The 22562-nt window shown below is 68.2% G+C and carries 5 protein-coding genes; 3 read left to right on the top strand and 2 right to left on the bottom strand.

The window, feature by feature from the left end; genetic code table 11:
- Window positions 1-80: 80 nt before the first annotated feature.
- Both AC5Y5B_RS00940 and AC5Y5B_RS00935 read right to left on the bottom strand, forming a co-directional pair.
- Window positions 81-2972: an MMPL/RND family transporter gene (locus AC5Y5B_RS00940; RefSeq protein ID WP_500002764.1), complete on the bottom strand. Its 2892-nt coding sequence runs from the start codon at window positions 2970-2972 to the stop codon at window positions 81-83.
- Window positions 2969-3388: an MmpS family transport accessory protein gene (locus AC5Y5B_RS00935; protein WP_500003784.1), complete on the bottom strand. Its 420-nt coding sequence runs from the start codon at window positions 3386-3388 to the stop codon at window positions 2969-2971. The genes AC5Y5B_RS00940 and AC5Y5B_RS00935 overlap by 4 nt, the downstream gene beginning before the upstream one ends.
- Window positions 3389-4261: 873 nt before the next feature.
- On the opposite strand from AC5Y5B_RS00935, the gene AC5Y5B_RS00930 reads away from it, so the two are divergent.
- From AC5Y5B_RS00930 to AC5Y5B_RS00920, 3 genes are read left to right on the top strand one after another with little or no spacing between them, the layout of a single operon-like run.
- The gene (locus AC5Y5B_RS00930) at window positions 4262-4492 is read left to right on the top strand and encodes an MbtH family protein (RefSeq protein ID WP_067182895.1); all 231 of its coding nucleotides are present in this window, start codon (window positions 4262-4264) and stop codon (window positions 4490-4492) included.
- 44 nt (window positions 4493-4536) lie between these two features.
- The gene (locus AC5Y5B_RS00925; RefSeq protein ID WP_500002760.1) at window positions 4537-14796 is read left to right on the top strand and encodes an amino acid adenylation domain-containing protein; all 10260 of its coding nucleotides are present in this window, start codon (window positions 4537-4539) and stop codon (window positions 14794-14796) included.
- Entirely contained in the window at window positions 14793-22442 is a 7650-nt protein-coding gene (locus AC5Y5B_RS00920; RefSeq protein WP_500002757.1) for a non-ribosomal peptide synthetase, read from the top strand. The genes AC5Y5B_RS00925 and AC5Y5B_RS00920 overlap by 4 nt, the downstream gene beginning before the upstream one ends.
- The last annotated feature ends 120 nt before the right edge of the window (window positions 22443-22562 follow it).

Raw genomic sequence — 22562 nt, 5'->3', positions numbered from 1 at the left:
GGCAGGCCGACGACGCTATTGCCCTGTGTCACAGTGTTCCCCACGGTCGCTGCTCCCATCCTGAAGTGGAAAGCCGCCACTTATTGCGGTTGCTTCAGGAGCAGTGAACGCACCAACGGACGGGGGCCGGTGTGCCGCAGCATCGTGCTGGCCGGGCGCGGGCGCACCAACTGTGGCCACCAGAACCAGCGTCCCAGCAATGCCGCGACGGACGGCGTCATGAATGCCCGCACGATCAGCGTGTCGAATATCAAGCCGATACCGATAGTCGTGCCCACCTGGCCGATGCTGCGCAGCTCGCTAACCGCCATCGAGGCCATGGTGAAGGCGAACACCAGGCCGGCGTTCGTCACCACCTTTCCGGTACCGGCCATGGCGCGGATGATGCCCGTGTGGATCCCCGCAGCCAACTCCTCCTTCATTCGGGAGACCAAGAGCAAGTTGTAGTCGGAGCCCACCGCCAACAGCACGATCACCGAGGTGGAGAGCACACTCCAGTGCAGTTGCATGTGCAGCAAGTACTGCCAGACCAGCACGGACAACCCGAAGGATGCGCCGAGCGAAAGCAGAACCGTGCCGACGATCACCATGGCGGCAATGAAGCTCCGCGTCATGATCAGCATGATGATGAAAATGAGGCAGATCGCGGATACGCCGGCGATCAGGAGGTCGAACTTAGATCCATCCACCAGATCTTTGGTGATCGCCGCGGTGCCGGTCAAATAGATCTTGGCGTTTTCCAGGGGAGTGCCCTTGAGCGATTCCTCGGCCGCGGTTTTGATCTGTTCGACCCGAGAGAGGCCCTCGGGTGTCGCTGGGTCGCCGCGCTGGGAGATCAGCAGACGAACGTCCTTGCCGTCCGGCGACATGAACACCTTCTCGACCCGCTTGAACGACTCGGACCCGTTGATGATCCCGGGCGGCAGGTAGAACGAATCGTCGTTCTTGGATGCGTCGAACGCCTGCCCCATGGCACTGGGATCCTTTGCGCTCGAATCCATTTGGCCCATGACGCCGGACATGGTGCTGTGCATGGTCAGCATCATGTTACGCATGCCCGACATCGTTTCGATCATCGGCGGGATCTGCATAACCAGCTCGGGCAGGATCGCATCAAGCTGATCGAGGTTCTTCACCAGGTCGCCCAGTTTGTCGTTGACTTCGTCGACGCCGTCGAGTGCATCGAAGACGGACCGGAGCGAGAAGCAGACCGGGATGTCGTAGCAGTGTTTCTCCCAGTAAAAGTAGCTGCGAAGCGGCCGAAAGAAATCCTCGAAATCCGAAATGCGATCACGCAATTCCGATGTAATGTCTTGCATTTCGTGCGTCGTCTGCACCATGTGGTGAGTCGTGGCAACGAGCTCCCTCATCAGACCCAGCATGTGCTGCATGAGGCCGATCATCTTCCCCAGCTCATTGGCCTGGGTGAGCATGTCGTTCATGCGATCTTTTTGGAAAGCCATGTTCTGCATTTGGCTCGCCTGACCCATGCTGATGATCCAGGGAATCGTCGTGTGCTGCAGCGGCACTCCCTCAGGGCGGGTCACGGTCTGCACCGTCGCGATTCCGGGAACGGCCAGCACGCCCTTGGCGAGTTTGTTGATGACCAGCATGTCCGTCGGATTGCGCAAGTCATGATCGGTCTCGACCAACAGAATTTCGGGCATCGACATCCGCTGGCCCGGGAAGTGGCGGGCCGCGGCCGCATACCCGACGTTGGCGGGAATGCTGGCCGGAATGAATTTCTGGTCGTCGTAGCTGGGCTTGTAATTCGGCAGCGTCAGCAACCCGATCAGCGAGACGGCCAACGACGCGATGAGGATGGGCGCCGGCCACCGCACGATGGCCGTACCGATCCGCCGCCACCTGCGGGTCGAGAGTGCACGCCGCGGGTCGAACAGACCGAACCGGGCTCCGGCGGCCAGGAGGGCCGGGCCCAGCGTTATCGCGACCAGGACCGCAATGGAGATACCGACGGCACAGGGGATACCCAGCGGCTGGAAAAAAGGAAGTCGGGTGAAGCTGAGGCAGAGCACCGCACCGGCGATGGTCAAACCGGAGGCCAATACGACCTTGGCGACGCCGTTGAATGTGGTGTAGAACGCCTCTTCTCGGCTTTCGCCCGCGTGCCGCGCCTCTTGATAGCGGCCGACGAAGAAAATGCCGTAGTCCGTACCCGTCGCGATGACAGCGGCGACCAGCAGGTTGACGGCAAAAGTGGTCAGGCCGACCAACCCGAGATGGCCGAGCAGCGCGACCATTCCGCGCGCGATCTGCAATTCCAGGCCGACGATCAGCAACAATAGAATGACCGTGACGATCGAGCGATAGACAAGCAGCAACGTCAGGAAAATCACGGCAAGGCTGACCAGCGTAACCAGCATGATGCTCTGCTGACCCGCGATGTTCATGTCCGCAATGATCGGCGCCGGCCCGGTCACGTAGACCTTTAATCCCGGTGGTGGCGAAGCCTCCTGCACGATCTTCCGAACGGCCGCCACAGACGCGTCACCCGCGGCCGCGCCCTGGTTACCGTTCAGATTCACCTGGACATATGCGGCCTTGCCGTCCTGGCTCTGGGCGGCGCCGCGGGTCAGCGGGTCGCCCCAGAAATTCTGGACGTGCTGCACATGCGCGTGATCGTCTTCCAGGAGCTTGACCAGGCGGTCGTAATACTTGTGTGCGTCGTCGCCGAGTTGTTGCTGGCCCTCCAGCAGGATCATCGCCAACGCGCCGGAATTGGTCTCATTGAAGTCCTTGCCAAGGCGCTCCATGGCCTTGAAGGACGGTGCGCCCAAGGGGCTCAGCGAGACAGCGTGCTCTGCCTCGACCTGCTCCAGCGAAGGGACGCCGATGCTGATCAGGACGGCGATCGCGAGCCAGCCCAAAATGATGGGGACCGACAGGCGATGGATGATCCGCGCAATCCGTGGTCGCGCGGCCGGCTGGGTCTCCACGGGGGGCGCGCTCATGTGGCCGTCAACACGCAATAGGTGAAGGCATTCATTTCGTGCGAGATCCTCTCGGCTTTGACGACACCGTCGACCACGATGCGGCAGCCGAGACTATCGCTATTGCCCTGCGCGACTACATTGCCCACGATCGACGGCAGCGTCGTCGAGATGTCGAACGTCCACGGCAACGGTATGCCGTTGATGTGGTTCGGCTCGCCGTTGGCGTCGAAGTAGCTGATGTCGGCCATCGAGCCGGCGGGTCCGAAAACCTCGTACTTCACGTGCTTGGGGTTAAACGGCTTGGTGTCCTGCTGCCTGGATTCGGCGTAAGTCGGGCGCTTCTCGGAGCCGAAAACACCATGCAGCCGCGAGACGGTCATGCCTCCGGCGATGACGACGGCCACGATGACCAGCGGGATCCACAGCCGGCCCAGGAAACCGAAAAGCCCGGGGCCCTTTTTCGTTTTCGGACGGGCCTTGGCAGGACCGCTTTGCTGCTCGGGTTCTTTTGACGATCGACGACCAAAGCCCAGGAAACCGCGTTGGCTAATGTCTCGTCCTTCCGCGATGGTGTTGTCGGGCCGGGCCCGTACCTCCGATTCGACCACTGCACCCCCTCTAGCCGCGCCGTCGCGCCGTCGCGCCGTTCGCCCCCGACCATGCAACTACACACCGGCCGCAATCGCGCCACGCAACGGCGCTCCGAATGCCAGGACCACCGCCGACCAGTCGTTTCTCTGTCACCTCTGGCAGGTCCCGCCCCCGGGGAGCGCGACCAAGTCTTGATGAGTAAACCACGGCAGTCGCTTCCGTATCAGTGCTTTGCCAACGCGATGCGGGATCGTAATGCCTATGCGCGTGCGTAACGACATTCGTCGATCACCAATCCGCCCGAGGACTCCCGCAGCGTCGCACCGCCACCTAAGCACAACACACCGTACGTGTCACTGGCACAGTTGGTTCAAGGTTCCTCCGGTTCAAGATTCCTCGCGGAGCCGGAGCCATCCGCCTCTTGGTGAATTTCGGGGCCACCGTCGCTTCGGCTAAACTGTGTGGTGACGAGCACAAAAACTTCATCGGCCTGAAGGACATGCCTGCCCCAAAGCGATATCTCGCAATCAACGCCATTGGTGCAGGTCATGGCAGCGAAATCCGGGGCATCGGAGCCCCGCCGCACACCGACACTCGACGGCGTCAACAGCCTTCTCGGCCACACCAGGAACTTTGACCAAACCTCGGGCGAGCGCCTTCGGGCTCAACTATGGTTTGGATCTGTTCCACTCATGTCCACTTGCATCTGGAGAATTGTGAGCATCAATCCATTCGACGACGACAACGGCAGCTTTTTCGTCTTGGTGAACGACGAGGAGCAACACAGCCTGTGGCCGGCCTTCGCGGATGTTCCGGACGGCTGGCGGGTGGTTCACGGGGAAGCGGACAGGGCTGCGTGTTTGGAGTACATCGAGCAGCACTGGCCCGACATCCGGCCGAAGAGCTTGCGCGACAAGCTCGCAACGGGCCGGGGTTTTGATCAGTAAGCAGTCGGGGTACGGGGCGGTTGGGCGGAGACTTGGGGGAGTCGATGGAGCACGTTGACCGGGTACTTCCGCTCACGCGCGGACAGCTTGACATCTGGCTGTCGCAGGAAGCCGGTTTCGTCGGTACGCAATGGCAGCTTGGGCTGCTGGCGCGAATCGACGGCGCGGTTCATTTTGACGCTCTAGAGCGAGCTCTTGGCCAAGCCGTCGCCGAGGCCGAATCGGGCAGGGTCTCGTTTTTCGAGGTCGACGGTGAGGTCGTTCAAAAGCCTATCGATTACCCGAGCGTCAAGTTGGATTTTCATGACCTCACGAGTTCACCCGATCCCGTAGAGGAAGTGCGGAGGATGGCTTCGACCATCCAGCGCACGCCGATGGCGTTGAACGGTCAGCTGTTCAAATTCGTGCTCTTTCAAACAGGGCACGAGGAATTCTATTTGTTTGGTTGCTGCCACCACATCGCCGTCGACGGTCTGGGCATGGCCCTGGTGTGCCGCCGGCTTGCGACCATCTACTCGGCGATGGTGGCCGGCAAGCCGATCCCCGACGCCTACTTCGGCTCGGCACAAGACCTGGTCGACCTCGAGTCGGAGTACGAAGCCTCCGACGACTACGCCGAAGACAAGGCCTACTGGAGCGAGCACCTGCCGCCGGAGAGCGGGCCCGTCGACCGGCTGCCCACCGCCGCGGGGGAGCAAGACCACTACTCGCCGTCGGCGTCGGTGCAGCTGGCCCCCGCGGTCGCCAACCGGATCAAAGAGTTGTCGAAGAAGCTGGCCATCCGCCGGTTCTCGGTGACCACCGCCGCCTGCGCCCTGCTGGTACGTGGGTGGTCCGGCAGCGGTTCGGAGGTGGCGCTCGACTTTCCGGTCAGCCGGCGGGTGCGTCCCGAATCGAAGACGCTGCCCGCGATGCTCGCCGGCGTGGTGCCGCTGGTCCTGACGACCGAGCCGCAGTCGAGCGTCGCCGACTTCTGCAAGCACGTCGACAAGCGGATCCGCGAGCTCCTGCAGCATCAGCGCTTCCCCGTCCACACCCTGGAGGGCGACGGGCTGCGGCAAGCGCCGAACCGGGTTGGCATCAACTTCATCCCGTCCCGGCTGACGCTGGACCTCGCCGGTTCCCCGGCGACCGCGTCGTACACCAACCACGGCCCGGTCGGGCACTTCGGGCTCTTCTTCCTCGGCGCCGGCGACCAGTTGTTCCTCAGCACCGCCGGCCCGGGCCAGCCGTTCGCGAGCTTCGGCGTCGCCGACCTGGCGGGCCGGCTGCAGCAGATCCTCGAGGAGATGACCGCCGACCCGGACCGGCCACTGTCGTCGATCGATCTGCTGACCCCCGACGAGCCCGCCCTCATCGACCAGTGGAGTAACCGGCCGGCGCTGCACGAGCCCGTGCCCGATCCCATTTCGATTCCCCAGGCTTTCGCCGAGCACGTGCAGAACGCGCCCGACGCGGTGGCGGTGACCTTCGGTGACCGCGCCCTGACCTTCGCGGAACTCGACGAGGCCTCGACCCGGTTGGGCCATCTGCTCGCCGGTCATGGCATCGGACCGGGGGACTGCGTGGCGGTGATGTTCCCCCGCTGCGCCGACGCCATCGTCTCGATGCTGGGGGTGCTCAAGACCGGGGCGGCGTACGTGCCGATCGACCCGGCGCACGCGTCGTCCCGGATGGATTTCGTGCTCGCCGACGCGGGACCCCGCGCGGTGATCACCACGGCGGACCTGCGCTCGCGGCTCGACGACCACGACGTCCTCGTCGTCGACGTGCACGACCCGGCCGTCGACAGCCAGCCCACCACCGCGCTGCCGCTGCCGGCGCCGGAGAACACCGCGTACATCATCTACACGTCGGGAACCACCGGGACCCCCAAAGGCGTTGCGATTCCTCATCTCAACGTCACGTGGCTGATCGAGTCGCTCGACGCCGGCCTGCCCAAGGGCAACGTGTGGACCCAATGCCACTCGGCGGCCTTCGACTTCTCGGTGTGGGAGATCTTCGGCGCGCTGCTGCGTGGCAGGCGGCTGCTGATCGTGCCCGAATCGGTGGCGTCCTCCCCGCAGGATCTGCACGCGCTGCTGGTCGCGGAGAAGGTCAGCGTGCTGACCCAGACCCCGTCGGCCGTGGCGATGCTGCCGGCCGACGACCTGGAGTCCACGGCGTTGGTGGTGGCCGGCGAGGCCTGCCCGACCGACGTGGTCGATCGGTGGGCGGCGCCCGGCCGGGTGATGCTCGATGCCTATGGCCCGACCGAGACCACGGTGTGCGCGTCGATCAGCACGCCGCTGACGCCCGGCTCCCCGGTGGTGCCGATCGGTTCCCCGATCGCCGGCGCGGCGATGTTCGTGCTCGACAAATGGCTGCAGCCGGTGCCCGCCGGCGTGGTCGGCGAACTGTACCTGGCCGGTCGCGGCGTCGGACACGGCTATGTGCGCCGGGCCGGGCTCACCGCATCGCGGTTCGTAGCCAATCCCTTTGGCGGCCCGGGCGCGCGGATGTACCGCACCGGCGACCTGGTGTGCTGGGGCCCGGATGGGCAGCTACAGTACCTCGGCCGCGCCGACGAGCAGGTCAAGATCCGCGGCTACCGCATCGAACTCGGTGAGATCCAGGCCGTGCTGGCCGGCCTCGACGGCGTGGACCAGGCCGCGGTGATCGCCCGCGAGGACCGCCCCGGCGACAAGCGGCTGGTCGGTTACATCACCGGCACCGCCGACCCGGCGTCGCTGCGCGCCCAGCTGGCCGACAAGCTGCCGCCCTACATGGTCCCGACCGCCATCATGGTGCTGGACACACTGCCGCTGACCGGCAACGGCAAGCTCGACAAGCGCGCCCTGCCCTCGCCCGAGTACGCCGCGAGCGAGTATCGAGCCCCGGCCAACGCCATCGAGGAGATCCTGGCCGACATCTACGCCCAGGTGCTGGGCGTGGAACGCGTCGGCGTCGACGACTCCTTCTTCGACCTCGGCGGGGACAGCATCCTGTCGATGCAGGTGGTGTCGCGGGCCCGCGCGGCCGGCGTGATCTGCCGACCGCGCGACATCTTCGTGGAGCAGACGGTGGCCCGCCTGGCGCGGGTGTCCGAGGTCGCCGGCGACGGCGAGCTCGGCGCGGCCGACGAGGGGATCGGGCCGGTGGTGGCCACCCCGATCATGCGCTGGCTGCAGACCATCGACGGGCCGATCGACGAGTTCAACCAGACCATGGTGCTGGCGGCTCCGGCGGGCGTGACCGAAGACGACGTGACGGCGGTGCTGCAGGCGCTGCTGGACCGCCACCCCATGTTGCGGCTGCGGGTGCAGGACGACGGCGCCGGCGGCTGGTCCCTCGAGGCGCCCGAGGCGGGTTCGGTACAGGCTCGCGACTGCCTGCGTGCGGTCGACGCGCTGTCCGACGCGGCGCTGATCGAGGCCCGCGGCCGGCTGAACGTCGCCGACGGCGCGCTGATGAGCGCGGTATGGGCAAGCGGCACAAGCCAATTGGCGTTGGTCATCCACCACCTTGCCGTCGACGGCGTGTCGTGGCGGACCCTGATCGAAGACCTCAACATCGCGTGGGCCCAGCATCACAACGGCCAACCGGTGGAACTGCCGGTGCCCGGAACGTCGTTTGCCCGTTGGTCTTCGCTGCTGGCCGACTACGCGCAGAGCCCGGCGGTGGCCGGGCAGGCCGACGCGTGGCGGCAGGTGGCCGCCACGCCGGCGGCATTGCCGGCCGTGCAGCCCGGCGACACCTACGCGACGGCCGGGCAGTTGACGGCGTCGCTGGACGCCGACACCACCCGGCTGCTGTTGGGCGAGGTGCCCGCGGCGTTCCACGCTGGGGTGCAAGACATTCTGTTGATCGCCTTCGCGCTCGCGTTCACCGAATTCCTGGGTGAGGCCGCGCCGATCGGTATCGACATCGAAGGACACGGACGCCATGAAGAGGTGGCGTCGCGCGTGGACCTGTCCCGCACGGTGGGCTGGTTCACCACCAAATACCCTGCGGCCCTACGGATCAACGGCACGCTGAGCTGGTCGCAGGTGGCCGCCGGTGCGGCCGCGCTGGGTGCGGTGATCAAGGACGCCAAGGAGCAACTGCGCGCCCTGCCCGATGGCCTGACCTACGGACTGCTGCGCTACCTGAACGACGACGTCGACCTGCAGGGCGCAGACCCGGTGATCGGGTTCAACTACCTGGGCCGCTTGGCCGCGGGGGCCGACCTTTCCGAGGACCTGTGGCGCGTCAGCGAGGACAGCCTGTCGTCGGCGGCCGTGGCCACCGCGGTGGCAATGCCGTTGGCGCACACCGTAGAACTCAACGCCGGCACCATGGACACCGAGGCCGGCCCGCACCTGCACGCCAACTGGCGGTGGGCGCCGTCGGCGCTGACCGACGAGCAGGTGAACCGGTTGAGCCAGTTGTGGTTCGACGCGCTGACCGGCATCTGCGAGCACGTGCGCAATGGTGGTGGCGGGTTGACCCCGTCCGACATCGCCCCCGCCCGCCTGGACCAGCAGCAGATCGACGAGCTCTGCCGTCAGCACCAGATCGCCGACGTGCTGCCGCTCAGCCCCGTTCAGCAGGGGTTGCTCTTCCACACCAGCTTCGCGCAGGAACTGGAGGACCTCTACGCGGTGCAGCTCGGCATCACCGTGAGCGGTTCCCTTGACGCGCAACGACTTCGGGAGGCGGTGCAGACCGTCGTCAACCGCCACCCCAACCTGGCGGCCCGCTTCATCGACGAATTCGGTGAGCCGGTGCAGATCATCCCGGCCAAGCCGGTGATGGCATGGAACTACGTCGAGCTGGACGGCGGAGGCTCGGCCCCGCGGGACGAACAGGTCGAGGCGCTGGCCGCCGCCGAACGCACCGCCGTCTGCGACCTGACCGGCGAATCGCCGTTCCGGGCGGCGTTGATCCGCATCGCACCCGACCGGCACCGGTTCGTGCTGACCATCCACCACATCGTCATCGACGGCTGGTCACTGCCGGTCCTGATGCGCGAAGTGTTCGCGGGCTACTACGGCGAGCGGCTGCCCGCGCCGCCGTCGTACCGCAGCTACCTGATGTGGCTGGCCGCCCAGGATCGTCCCGGCGCCCAAGCGGCCTGGGGCGAGGCGCTCGCCGGATTCGAAGCGCCCACGCTGGTGGCGCCGCCCGGCAAGATCGGCCGGCGCGCCGTTGCCACTTATACGATTTCGGCGGACACCACCCGCGCGCTGACCGAACTGGCCCGCTCCAGCCGCACCACCGTCAGCACCGTGCTGCAGGGCGCCTGGGCGCAACTGTTGACCTGGCTGACCGGCCAGCACGACGTGGCCTTCGGCACCGCGGTCTCGGGCCGGCCCACCGAGCTGGCCGGCGCGGACGCCATGGTCGGCCTGTTGATCAACACCGTGCCGGTGCGGGCCAACATCGCCGCCGCGACCACCGTCGCCGATCTGCTGGAGCAGCTGCAGCGCGTCCACGCCGAGACTCTCGAGCATGAACACTTGGCGCTCAACGAGATTCACCGCGTCACCGGGCACGACCAACTGTTCGACACGCTGTTCCTCTACGAGAACTACCCGATCGATGCCGGGGCGCTGCTGGGTGTCAACGAGCTGGCCGTCACCGAGTTCAGCAGCCGCGAGTTCAACCACTACCCGCTATCGGTGGTGGCCACCCCGGGCCACGAGCTGAGCCTGCGCGTCGAATACGACACCGAGGTGTTCGATGCGTCCGGCGTCGAGACGCTGATCGAACGGTTACGTCAGGTGATGGCCTCGATGGCCGCCGATCCCGCGCAACGCCTGTCGTCGATCGACCTGCTCGACGCCGCCGAGCACGAGCGGCTCGACGCCTGGGGCAACCGGGCGATGCTGGCGCAGCGCCGGCGCGCACAGGCGTCCATTCCGGCGTTGTTCGCCGCGCAGGTGGCCCGCGCCGCCGACGCCGTGGCGATCACCTGCGGCGAGCGGTCGTTCACCTACCGCGAGGTCGAAGAGTCGGCAAACCGGTTGGCGCACTTGCTTTCCGAGCGTGGTGCGGGGCCGGGTGAGCGGGTTGCGGTGGTGATTCCGCGGTCGGCCGAAGCGGTGGTGGCGATCTTCGCGGTGCTCAAGACGGGTGCGGCGTATGTGCCGATCGATCCGAGCGTGCCGGCGGCGCGGTTGGAGTTCGTGCTCGGTGATGCCGCGCCGGTCGCGGCGGTGACCACCGCCGAGGTGCGGCCACAACTGGACGGCTTCGACGGGGTGATCGTCGACATCGACGACCCCGCCGTGCGCACCCAGCCCAGCACCGAGCTGCCGGTGCCGGCCCCGGAGAATATCGCCTACATCATCTACACCTCGGGAACCACCGGAACCCCCAAGGGCGTGGCGATTCCACACCACAACGTGACGTTGTTGCTTGAGACACTGGATGCTCAGCTCGGGTTGGGCCAGGTGTGGACGCAGTGTCATTCGCTGGCGTTTGACTTCTCGGTGTGGGAGGTCTTTGGGTCGTTGCTGTATGGCGGGCGTTTGGTGATCGTGCCGGATGCGGTGGTGCGTTCGGCCGAAGATTTGCATGCGTTGTTGGTGCGTGAGCAGGTCAGTGTGTTGAGCCAGACCCCGTCGGCGTTTTATGCGTTGCAGAGTGCTGATGCGTTGGCGCCGGAGTTGGGTGAGCAGTTGAAGTTGCAGACGGTGGTCTTCGGTGGTGAGGCGCTGGAGCCGCATCGGTTGTCGACATGGCTGCATCGCCATCCGGGTCTGCCGCGGATGATCAACATGTATGGCATCACCGAGACCACGGTGCACGCGTCATTTCGGGAGATCGTCGACGGGGATGTCGACAGCAACGTCAGCCCCATCGGGGTGCCGCTGGCCAACCTCGCCTTCTTCGTGCTCGACGGCTGGTTGCGGCAGGTTCCCGTGGGCGTGGTCGGTGAGCTCTACGTCGCCGGCGGCGGCTTGGCCACCGGCTATGTCGGCCGCCCGGGCCTGTCTGCCACGCGGTTCGTGGCGTGTCCGTATGGGGCGCCCGGCGGGCGGATGTATCGCACGGGTGACTTGGTGCGCTGGGGTGCCGACGGGCAGCTGGTGTACATGGGCCGAGCCGACGAGCAGGTCAAGATCCGCGGCTACCGCATCGAACTCGGCGAAATCCAGGCCGCCCTCGCCTCGCTGTCCGGGGTCGAGCACGCGGCGGTGATCGCCCGTGAGGACCGCCCCGGCGACAAGCGGCTGGTGGGCTACGTGACCGGGACGGCCGACCCGGCCGAGGTTCGCGCCCAGCTCGGCGAGCGGTTGCCGAGCTACATGGTGCCCTCGGCCGTGGTGGTGCTCGAGGCGCTGCCGCTGACGGTCAACGGCAAGCTGGACACCCGCGCGCTGCCGGCGCCGGAGTATCAGGACGCCGACCGCTACCGCGCGCCGGTGAGCGCCATCGAGGAGATCCTGGCCGGCATCTACGCCCAGGTGCTGGGTGTGGAACGCGTCGGCGTCGACGACTCCTTCTTCGACCTCGGCGGCGACAGCATCCTGTCGATGCAGGTGGTGGCCCGCGCCCGCGCGGCCGGGGTGGTGTGCCGCCCGCGCGACGTCTTCGTCGAGCAGACGGTCGCCAAGCTGGCGCGCGTCGCCACGGTGGCCAGCGGCGACGACGACGTGATCGACGAGGGGCTCGGGCCGGTGGTGGCCACCCCGATCATGCGGTGGCTGCAGGCCATGGACGGCCCCGTCGAGCAGTTCAACCAGACCATGGTGCTCGCGGCGCCCGCGGAGGTCACCGCCGACGACGTGCCGGTGGTGGTGCAGGCGCTGCTCGATCGGCACGCGATGCTGCGGCTGCGCGTCGAGGACGACGGCGTCGGCGGCTGGTCGCTCGAGGTGCCCGAGGCGGGTTCGATCCAGGCCGGCGACTGCGTCGAGTCGGTGGACGTGCTCTCCGAAGCGGTGCTGGTCGACGCCCGGACGCGGCTGAATCTGGCCGACGGCGTGCTGCTGCGTGCCGTATGGGCAAGTGCGACAAACCAATTGGCGTTGATCATCCACCACCTGGCCGTGGACGGCGTGTCCTGGCGGACCCTGATCGAGGACCTCAACATCGCCTGGGCGCAGCACCACAGCGGGCAGCCGGTGGCGCTGCCGGTGGGCGGCACCTCGTTCGCACGGTGGTCGTCACTGCTGGATGACTACGCGCGGCGCCCCGAGGTGGTCGAACGGCTGGAGGAGTGGCGGCAGGTGGCCGCCGTCCCGGCGGTGTTGCCGCAGGCCCAGCCCGAGGACACCTACGTGACGGCCGGGCAGTTCTCGGCGTCGCTGGACGTCGAGACGACGCGGCTGCTGCTGGGCGAGGTGCCCGCGGCGTTCCACGCGGGCGTGCAAGACATTCTGTTGATCGCGTTCGGTCTGGCCTGGACCCAGTTCGTGGGCACAGGCGCGCCGATCGCCATCGACGTGGAAGGCCACGGACGCAACGAGGAGCTGGGCCCGCAGGTGGACCTGTCCCGCACCGTCGGCTGGTTCACCGCGAAGTACCCGGTGTCGTTGCGGGTCGGGGGACTGTCCTGGGGCCAGGTGGTCGGCGGCGACGCGGCGCTGGGCGGGCTGGTCAAGGACGCCAAGGAACAACTGCGCGCCCTGCCGGACGGCTTGACCTACGGACTGCTGCGCTACCTGAATCCCGAAGCGGGACTGGATGATCCGGATCCGGTCATCGGGTTCAACTACCTGGGTCGGCTCGGCGGCGGGGCCGCCGAACTGTCCGCCGATCTGTGGCAGCTGGACCCGGACAGCTTCGCGCTGGCCGGCGCGGCGGGCGCGGTCGCGCTGCCGTTGCCGCACACGGTGGAGCTCAACGCCGGCACCATGGACACCGCGGACGGCCCGCACCTACAGGCCAACTGGACGTGGGCCCTCTCGGCGCTGGACGAGAAGCAGATCAGCCGGCTCAGCGAGCTGTGGTTCGACGCCCTCGCCGGCATCTGCGCGCACGTGCGCAACGGTGGCGGCGGGCTGACCCCGTCCGACATCGCGCCCGCCCGGCTGAGCCAGCGCGACCTCGACGAACTGCAGCAGCGGTACCGGATCGCCGACGTGTTGCCACTGACACCGCTGCAGCAGGGGCTGCTGTTCCACACCGGCACCGCCCAGGGCGGCGAAGAATCCGAAGACCTCTACGCGGTGCAGCTCGACATCTCGGTCGCCGGCGCCATCGACCCGGAACGGCTACGCCAGGCGGTGCACACCGTCATCACCCGCCATCCCAACGTGGTGGCCAGCTTCTCGGAGGACTTCGGGGAGCCGGTGCAGGTCCTCTCGGCCGACCCGGAGCTGGCCTGGCAATACGTCGAGCTGGACGCCGGCGGCGACATCGACGAGCAGGTGGAGCGGTTGTCCACGGCCGAACGCGTCGCCGTCTGCGACCTGGCCGGGCAGCCGCCGTTCCGGGGCGCCCTGATCCGCACCGCGGAGAACACCTACCGATTCGTGCTCACCAACCACCACATCGTGCTCGACGGCTGGTCGAAGCCGCTCCTGCTGCAAGAGATCTTTGCCAGCTATTTCGGCGTGCGGCTACCGGCGCCGGTGCCGTATCGCAGCTTCATCACCTGGCTGTCGGAGCAGGATCGGGCCGCCGCACAGGCGGCGTGGCGCGAGGTGCTCGAGGGTTTCGAGATCCCGACGCTGGTGGGGCCGTCGGGCCGCACGGGGCTCGGACCGCGCGGCGTGGCCGAGTTCGGAGTGTCCGCGGAGACCAGTCGACTGCTGGGCGAATTGGCCCGCTCGTGCCGTACGACGGTCAGCACGGTGCTGCAGGCGGCATGGGCGCAGCTGCTGATGTGGCTCACGGGACAGCACGATGTGGTGTTCGGCACAGCGGTTTCGGGCCGTCCGACGGAATTGGCCGGCTCCGACGCGATGGTGGGCCTTTTGATCAACACCGTGCCAGTGCGGGCCACCATCGGCGCCGAAACCACCATCGCCGACCTGCTTGACCAGCTACAACGCGCCTACACCAACACCTTGGACCACCAGCATTTAGCACTGAATGAAATCCATCGTGTAACGGGACACGACCAAATTTTCGACACAATGTTCGTGTATGAGAACTATCCCATCGATACTGCCGCGCTATCGGCCGTGGACGAGTTAACTATTAGTGGATTCACGAATCGGGAATACAACCACTACCCGCTTTCGGTGCAAGCCGTGCCAGGCCACGAAATAGGTCTTCGCGTCGAGTTCGATACAGACGTGTTTGGCGAGGCGAGGATCGAAAAGCTTGTTGAGCGATTTCGGCGGGTGCTGGAAGCCATGACCGTGGACTTGGAGGAGCAGTCATGACCGTCGGTGCGGGACGGCGATTGTTGTCGATCGATCTGCTGGATGGCGGAGAGCACGACCGACTCGATGAGTGGGGTAACCGCGCGGTCTTGACGAAGCCGGTCAAATCTCCGGCGTCGATTCCCGAGGTGTTCGCGACCCACGTGGCGCGCGACCCTCAGGCCGTGGCGCTGACCTTCGGTGAGCGCTCGTTGACCTACCGCGAGCTCGATGAGGCCGCGAACCGGCTGGCGCACCTGCTGGCCGAGCAGGGCGCGCGCCCTGGTGAGTGCGTCGCGCTGCTGTTCTCCCGTTCCGCCGAAGCGATCATCTCCATTCTCGCGGTGCTCAAGACCGGGGCCGCCTACCTGCCGATCGACCCGGCGTTGCCGTCGGCGCGCATGGAGTTCATGCTCGGCGACGCCACGCCGATCGCGGTGGTGACGACGGCCAGCCTGCGCAGCCGGCTGGACGGGTTCGACCTGCCCGTCGTCGACGTCGACGAAGCCGCGGCCGACGACCAGCCCAGCAGCGAGCTGCCGGGCCCGGCGCCCGACGACATCGCGTACATGATCTACACCTCGGGCACGACGGGAACCCCCAAGGGCGTCGCCGTCACGCACCGCAACGTGACCGAGTTCCTGCGGACGCTGCACGCCGACCTGCCGACCGGACCAGGGAAGGTCTGGTCGCAGTGGCACTCGCTCGTCTTCGACGTCTCCGTCTGGGAGATCTGGGGTGCGCTGCTGCACGGCGGACGCCTGGTGGTGGTGCCCGAGTCGGTCGCCGGCTCGCCCGATGAGCTGCACGCGCTGCTCGTCGCCGAGAAGGTCAACGTCCTGAGCCAGACGCCGTCGGCGGTGGGCATGCTCTCGCCGGAGGGCCTGGAGTCGACGGCGCTGGTGGTGGCCGGTGAGGCCTGCCCGGCCGAGGTGGTCGACCGCTGGGCGCCGGGACGCGTCATGATCAACGCCTACGGCCCGACCGAGGCCACCGTGTACGCCGCGATGAGCACGCCGCTCGCGGGCGACTCCGGGGCACCGCCGATCGGCTCCCCGGTTCCCGGGGCGGCGCTGTTCGTGCTGGACAAGTGGCTGCGGCCCGCGCCGGAAGGCGTGGTCGGTGAGTTGTACGTGGCCGGGCGCGGCGTCGCCACCGGCTATGCCCGCCGGTCCGGATTGACGGCCTCGCGCTTCGTCGCCTGCCCCTTCGGCGGGCCGGGCTCGCGCATGTACCGCACCGGTGACCTGGTCCGCTGGGGCGCCGACGGCCAGCTGCAGTACCTGGGCCGCGCCGACGAGCAGGTCAAGATCCGCGGCTACCGCATCGAACTCGGCGAAATCCAGTCGGCCCTGGCCGCGCTGGACGGCGTCGAGCAGGCGGCGGTGATCGCCCGCGAGGACCGCCCCGGCGACAAGCGCCTGGTCGGCTACATCACTGGGACCGCCGACCCGACCGAGCTGCGCACCCAGCTGGGCCAGCGGCTGCCGGCCTACATGGTGCCGGCCGCGGTCGTCGTGCTGGAAAGCCTGCCCCTGACGGTCAACGGCAAGCTGGACAAGCGCGCCCTGCCCGCCCCCGAGTACCACAAGCGCGGCGGCCAGTACCGCGCCCCGAGCAACCACACCGAGGAGATCCTGGCCGGCATCTATGCCCAGGTGCTGGGTGTGGAGCGGGTCGGCGTGGACGACTCCTTCTTCGACCTCGGCGGGGACAGCATCCTGTCGATGCAGGTGGTGGCCCGGGCCCGGGCGGCCGGCGTGATGTGCCGCCCGCGCGACGTGTTCGTCGAGCAGACCGTCGCCCGGCTGGCCCGCGTGGCCACCGACGGCGCCGACGAGGACGACGTGGTCGACGAGGGGATCGGGCCGGTGCTGGCCACCCCGATCATGCACTGGCTGCAAACCGTCGAAGGTCCGATCGACGACTTCAACCAGACCATGGTGCTGGCCGCGCCCGCGGGCGTCACCTCCGACGACGTCGTCGTCGTGCTGCAGGCCCTGCTGGACCGGCACCCGATGCTGCGGCTGCGCGTCGAGGACGACGGCGAGGGCGGCTGGTCGCTGCAGGCGCCCGAACCGGGCACCGTGCAGGCCGCCGACTGCCTGCAGTCGGTCGACGAACTGTCCGACGCCACCCTGGTGGCGGCCCGGTCCCGGCTGAACCCGGGCGCGGGAATCATGGTGAGCGCCGTCTGGGCAAGCAAGACAAGCCAGTTGGCGCTGATCATCCACCACGTGGCCGTCGACGGCGTGTCGTGGCGGACGCTGATCGAGGACCTGAACATCGCCTGGGCGCAGCACCACAGCGGCCAGCCGGTGGCGCTGCCCGCCGGCGGGACCTCGTTCGCCCGCTGGTCCTCGCTGCTCGCCGAGCACGCACTCAGCCCCGAGGTCGTCGCGCAGGCCGACGCCTGGCGCGAGGTCGTCGCCACCCCGGCCGTGCTGCCGGCGGTGCGCCCCGAGGAGGACACCTACCAGACGGCCGAGCAGCTGTCGGTGTCGCTGGACGTCGAAACGACCCGCCTGCTGCTGGGTGAGGTGCCCGCGGCGTTCCACGCCGGGGTGCAGGACATCCTGTTGATCGCGTTCGGGATGGCCTGGACGCAGTTCCTCGGCGACAGCACGCCGATCGGCATCGACGTCGAGGGCCACGGCCGGCAGGAAGAGCTGGGCCCGCGCGTCGACCTGTCGCGCACCGTGGGCTGGTTCACCACCAAGTACCCGGTGTCGCTGACGGTCGACGGCCTGGACTGGGCGAAGGTGGTGGCCGGCGACGACGCGCTGGGCGCGGCGGTCAAGGCCACCAAGGAGCAGCTGCGCGCCCTGCCCGACGGGCTGACCTACGGCCTGCTGCGCTACCTGAACCCCGACATCGACCTGGGCGGATCCGACCCGGTGATCGGGTTCAACTACCTGGGACGGCTGGGCGCGGCCGCCGACCTGCCCGGCGAGTTGTGGCGGCTCAGCCCCGACAGCCTGTCGCTGAGCGGCGCCGCCGCGGCCGTCGCGATGCCGCTGATGCACACCGTCGACCTCAACGCCGGCACCATGGACACCGAGGAAGGCCCGCACCTGCACGCCAACTGGACGTGGGCGGCCTCGGCGATGGACCGCGAGCAGATCAGCCGGCTCAGCCAGCTGTGGTTCGAGGCCCTGACCGGCATCTGCGCCCACGTGCAGGGCGGTGGCGGCGGGTTGACCCCGTCCGACATCGCGCCCGCGCGGCTGAACCAGCGCCAGATCGACGAGCTGAGCAAGCAGCACCAGGTCGCCGACATCCTGCCGCTGACCCCGCTGCAGCAGGGGCTGCTGTTCCACGCCAGCTTCGCGCAGGACCCCGGTGATGACGTCTACGCGGTGCAGCTCGGCATCACCGTGACCGGCGAGCTGGACTCGCACCGCCTGCACGACGCCGTGCACACCGTGGTCAACCGCCACCCCAACCTGGCGGCCCGGTTCTGCCCGCAGTTCGGCGAGCCCGTCCAGGTCATCCCGGCCGACCCGGTCATGGCGTGGCGGTACATCCAGCTGGGCGCCGAGGACCTGGACCCCGAGCAACGGGTCGACGAGCTGTGCGCCGCCGAACGCGCCGCGGTGAGCGATCTGGCCAACCGGCCGGCGTTCCGCGCCGCGCTGATCCGGACCGCGGACAACAGGTACCGGTTCGTGCTGACCAACCACCACATCGTGATGGACGGCTGGTCGCTGCCCATCCTGCTCCGCGAGATCCTCGCCAGCTACTACGGCGACCAGCTGCCCGCGCCGGCGACCTACCGCAGCTACCTGACCTGGCTGGCCAGCCAGGACCGTGCCGCCGCGCAGGCGGCGTGGCGCCAGGTGCTCGACGGGTTCGACACCCCCACCCTGGTGGGACCGGCCGGCCGGATGCGGCTCGGCCGGCGGGCCGTGGAGTCCTACCGGCTGTCCGCGGAGACCACGCGCGCCCTGGGCGAGCTGGCCCGCACCTGCCACACCACCGTCAACACCGTGCTGCAGGCCGCGTGGGCACAGTTGCTGATGCGGCTGACCGGCCAGCATGACGTCGCGTTCGGCACCGCGGTGTCGGGCCGGCCGGCCGACCTGGTCGGCGCCGAGTCCATGGTGGGCCTGCTGATCAACACCGTTCCGGTCCGGGCCAGCATCACCTCGGAGACCACCGTCGCCGACGTGCTGGACCAGCTGCAGCAGCACCACAACGACACCCTCGAACACGAGCACCTGGCGCTGAGCGACATCCACCACGTCACCGGCCACGACGCGCTGTTCGACACCTTGTTCTTGTACGAGAACTACCCGATCGACACCAGCGTGCCGTTGGGCTTCCACGAGTTGGCCATCACCGATGTCACCAACCGCGAGTACAACCACTACCCGCTGTCGGTGATGGCGCTGCCGGGCCGGGAACTGGGCCTGCGCGTCGAATTCGACACCGACGTGTTCGACGCCGCCGGCATCGAAAAGCTGACCGAGAGGTTCCAGCGGGTGCTGTCGGAGATGACGGCCGACCCGACCCGACGGCTGATGTCGCTGGACGTCGTCGACGAGCACGAGCACGCCTGGCTCGACGAGCGCGGCAACCGTGCGGTGTTGAGCCAGCCGGCGCCCGCGAAGTCGATCCCGGCGATGTTCGCCGCCCAGGTGGCCAGCGCCCCGGACGCGCCGGCGCTGACCTTCGGCGGCAGCACGATGACGTACCGGGAGCTCGACGAGGCCGCCAACCGGATGGCGCACCTGCTGACCGAAGAGGGCGCCGGGCCGGGCGAGCGGGTCGCGCTGCTGTTCTCGCGATCCGCCGACGCGATCGTCGCCATCCTCGCGGTGCTGAAGACCGGGGCGGCCTACCTGCCGATCGACCCGGCGCTGCCGGCCGCCCGGATCGAATTCCTGCTCACCGACGCCGAGCCGGTCGCCGTGGTCACGACCGCGGCTCTGCGGGAGCGGGTGGCGGGCTGCGGCCCGACGGTGATCGATGTCGACGACCCGGCGCTGGCCACCCAGCCCGCGACGGCGCTGCCGATACCGGCGTCGGACAACATCGCCTACGTCATCTACACGTCCGGAACCACCGGCGTCCCGAAGGGTGTGGCCGTCACGCACGCCAACGTCGCCCAGCTGGTGGAGACGCTGCACGCCGACCTCCCGCAGGGCGGGGTGTGGGCGCAGTGGCACTCACTGGTGTTCGACGTCTCGGTGCACGAGATCTGGGGCGCGCTGCTGCACGGCGGACGCCTGGTCGTGGTGCCCGAGTCGGTCGCGGCCGCGCCCGACGAGCTGCACGCGCTGCTGGTCTCCGAACAGGTCACCGTGCTGAGCCAGACGCCGTCGGCGGTGGGCATGCTCTCGCCGGAGGGCCTGGAGTCGACGGCGCTGGTGGTGGCCGGTGAGGCCTGCCCGGTCGAGGTCGTCGATCGGTGGGCGCCGGGACGCGTCATGATCAACGCGTACGGCCCGACCGAGGCCACGGTCTACGCGGCCATGAGCGCGCCGCTGAAGAGCGGAACCGGATCGGCGCCCATCGGTTCGCCGGTGCCCCGCGCCGCGCTGTTCGTGCTGGACCGGTGGCTGCGCCCGGCGCCCGAGGGCGTCGTCGGCGAGCTGTACATCGCCGGTCATGGTGTGGCGACCGGGTATTCGCGCCGGCCCGGCCTGACGGCGGGACGCTTCGTCGCCTGCCCGTTCGGCGGCCCGGGTTCGCGGATGTACCGCACCGGCGACCTGGTCCGGTGGGGCCGCGACGGTCAGCTCGAGTACCTCGGCCGCGCCGACGAGCAGGTCAAGCTGCGCGGCTACCGCATCGAGCTCGGTGAGGTCCAGGCCGCCCTGGCCGCGCTGGACGGCGTCGAGCAGGCGGCGGTGATCGCCCGCGAGGACCGCCCCGGCGACAAGCGCCTGGTTGGCTACATCACCGGAACCGCCGACCCGGTCGGCATCCGCATCCAGCTGGCCGACCGGCTGCCCGCCTACATGGTGCCGGCCGCGGTGGTGGTGCTGGACGCGCTGCCGTTGACGGTCAACGGCAAGCTGGACCGGCGTGCCCTGCCCGCACCGGAGTACCAGAAGCGCGGCGGCGAGTACGTCGCGCCGTCCGACCCCACCGAAGAGATCGTCGCCGACATCTTCGCCCGCGTCCTCGGGATGGAACGGGTGTCGGTCGAGGACTCCTTCTTCGAGCTGGGCGGGGACTCGCTGTCCGCGATGCGGGTGATCGCCGAGATCAACACCGCCGTCGATGGCGCGCTGTCGGTGCGCACCCTGTTCGACTCGCAGTCGGTCCGCAGCCTGAGCCAGCGGATCACCAGCGGGGCCGACACCGAGGGCGCCGCCGGACCCGGCTTTGCCGCGGTGCACGGCGCCGACGCGAAGGAGGTCCACGCCCGCGACCTCACCCTCGACAAGTTCATCGACGCGACGACGTTGTCGACCGCGCCGACGCTGCCCGGCCCGAGCGCCGAGGTCCGGACGGTCCTGCTGACCGGGGCGACCGGTTTCCTGGGTCGCTACCTGGTGCTGGAATGGCTCGAGCAGCTGGAAGTCGTGGGCGGCAAGCTGATCTGCCTGGTGCGGGCCAAGTCCGACGAGGACGCGTGGCTGCGGTTGGAGAAGACCTTCAACAGCGGAGACCCGGAATTGCTGCAGCACTTCCAGGAATTGGCCGAAGAGCACCTCGAGGTCGTCGCCGGCGACAAGGGCCAGGCCAACCTGGGCCTGGACGAACAGACCTGGCAGCGGCTGGCCGACACCGTCGACCTGATCGTCGACTCCGCGGCCGTGGTCAACGGCGTCCTGCCCTACAACGAACTGTTCACCCCCAACGTCGGGGGCACGGCCGAGCTGATCCGGTTGGCGCTCACCACGAAGAAGAAGCCGTACGCGTACGTGTCGACTTCAGACGTGGGCCGCCAGATCGACCCGGCGGCGTTCACCGAGGATGCCGACATCCGGGTCATCAGCGCCACCCGCGTCATCGACGGCGGCTACGCCAACGGGTACGGCAACAGCAAGTGGGCGGGCGAGGTCCTGCTGCGCGAGGCCCACGACCTGTGCGGCCTGCCGGTCTCGGTGTTCCGCTCCGACATGATCCTGGCCGACACCAGCTACGCCGGTCAGCTCAACGTCGCGGACATCTTCACCCGGATGATCCTGAGCGTCGTGGCCACCGGCACCGCGCCCAAGTCGTTCTATCAGCTCGATGCCGACGGCAACCGGCAGCGCGCGCACTTCGACGGCCTGCCCGTCGAGTTCGTCGCCGAGGCGATCGCCAAACTGGGCGCCCAGGTGATGGACGGGTTCGAGACGTACCACGTGATGAACCCGCACGACGACGGCATCGGCCTCGACGAGTACGTCGACTGGCTGATCGAAGCGGGCTACCCCATCGAACGCGTCAACGACTTCGGCGAGTGGCTGCAGCGCTTCGAGACCGGCCTGCGCGGCCTGCCGGAACGGCAGCGGCAGAACTCGGTGCTGCAGATGCTGATGTTGCTGCTGCGCGACCCGAAGAACCTGCAGCCCGCCGAGCCGGCCCGGGGCGCCTTCGCGTCGACGGACCGCTTCCGGGCCGCCGTGCAAGAAGCGAAGGTCGGTTCCGACAACGACATCCCGCATGTCAGCGCGCCGGTGATCGTCAAGTACGTCACCGACCTGCAACTGCTCGGTTTGCTGTAATCCCTTCGGGGAGCTCGAAAGCGGCGTGGTCCACCGGGGCCACGCCGCTTTGGTGTGATGCGCAATTCGTTGTGATGGTCGGGCACAGGCGGCGGGGGTCCGGCCGCCGATAACGCGGCG

The organism is Mycobacterium sp. NGS33 (assembly GCF_059812885.1).
Note: the sequence above shows the minus strand (reverse complement) of the source record. Positions and strands in the feature narration are given on the sequence as shown.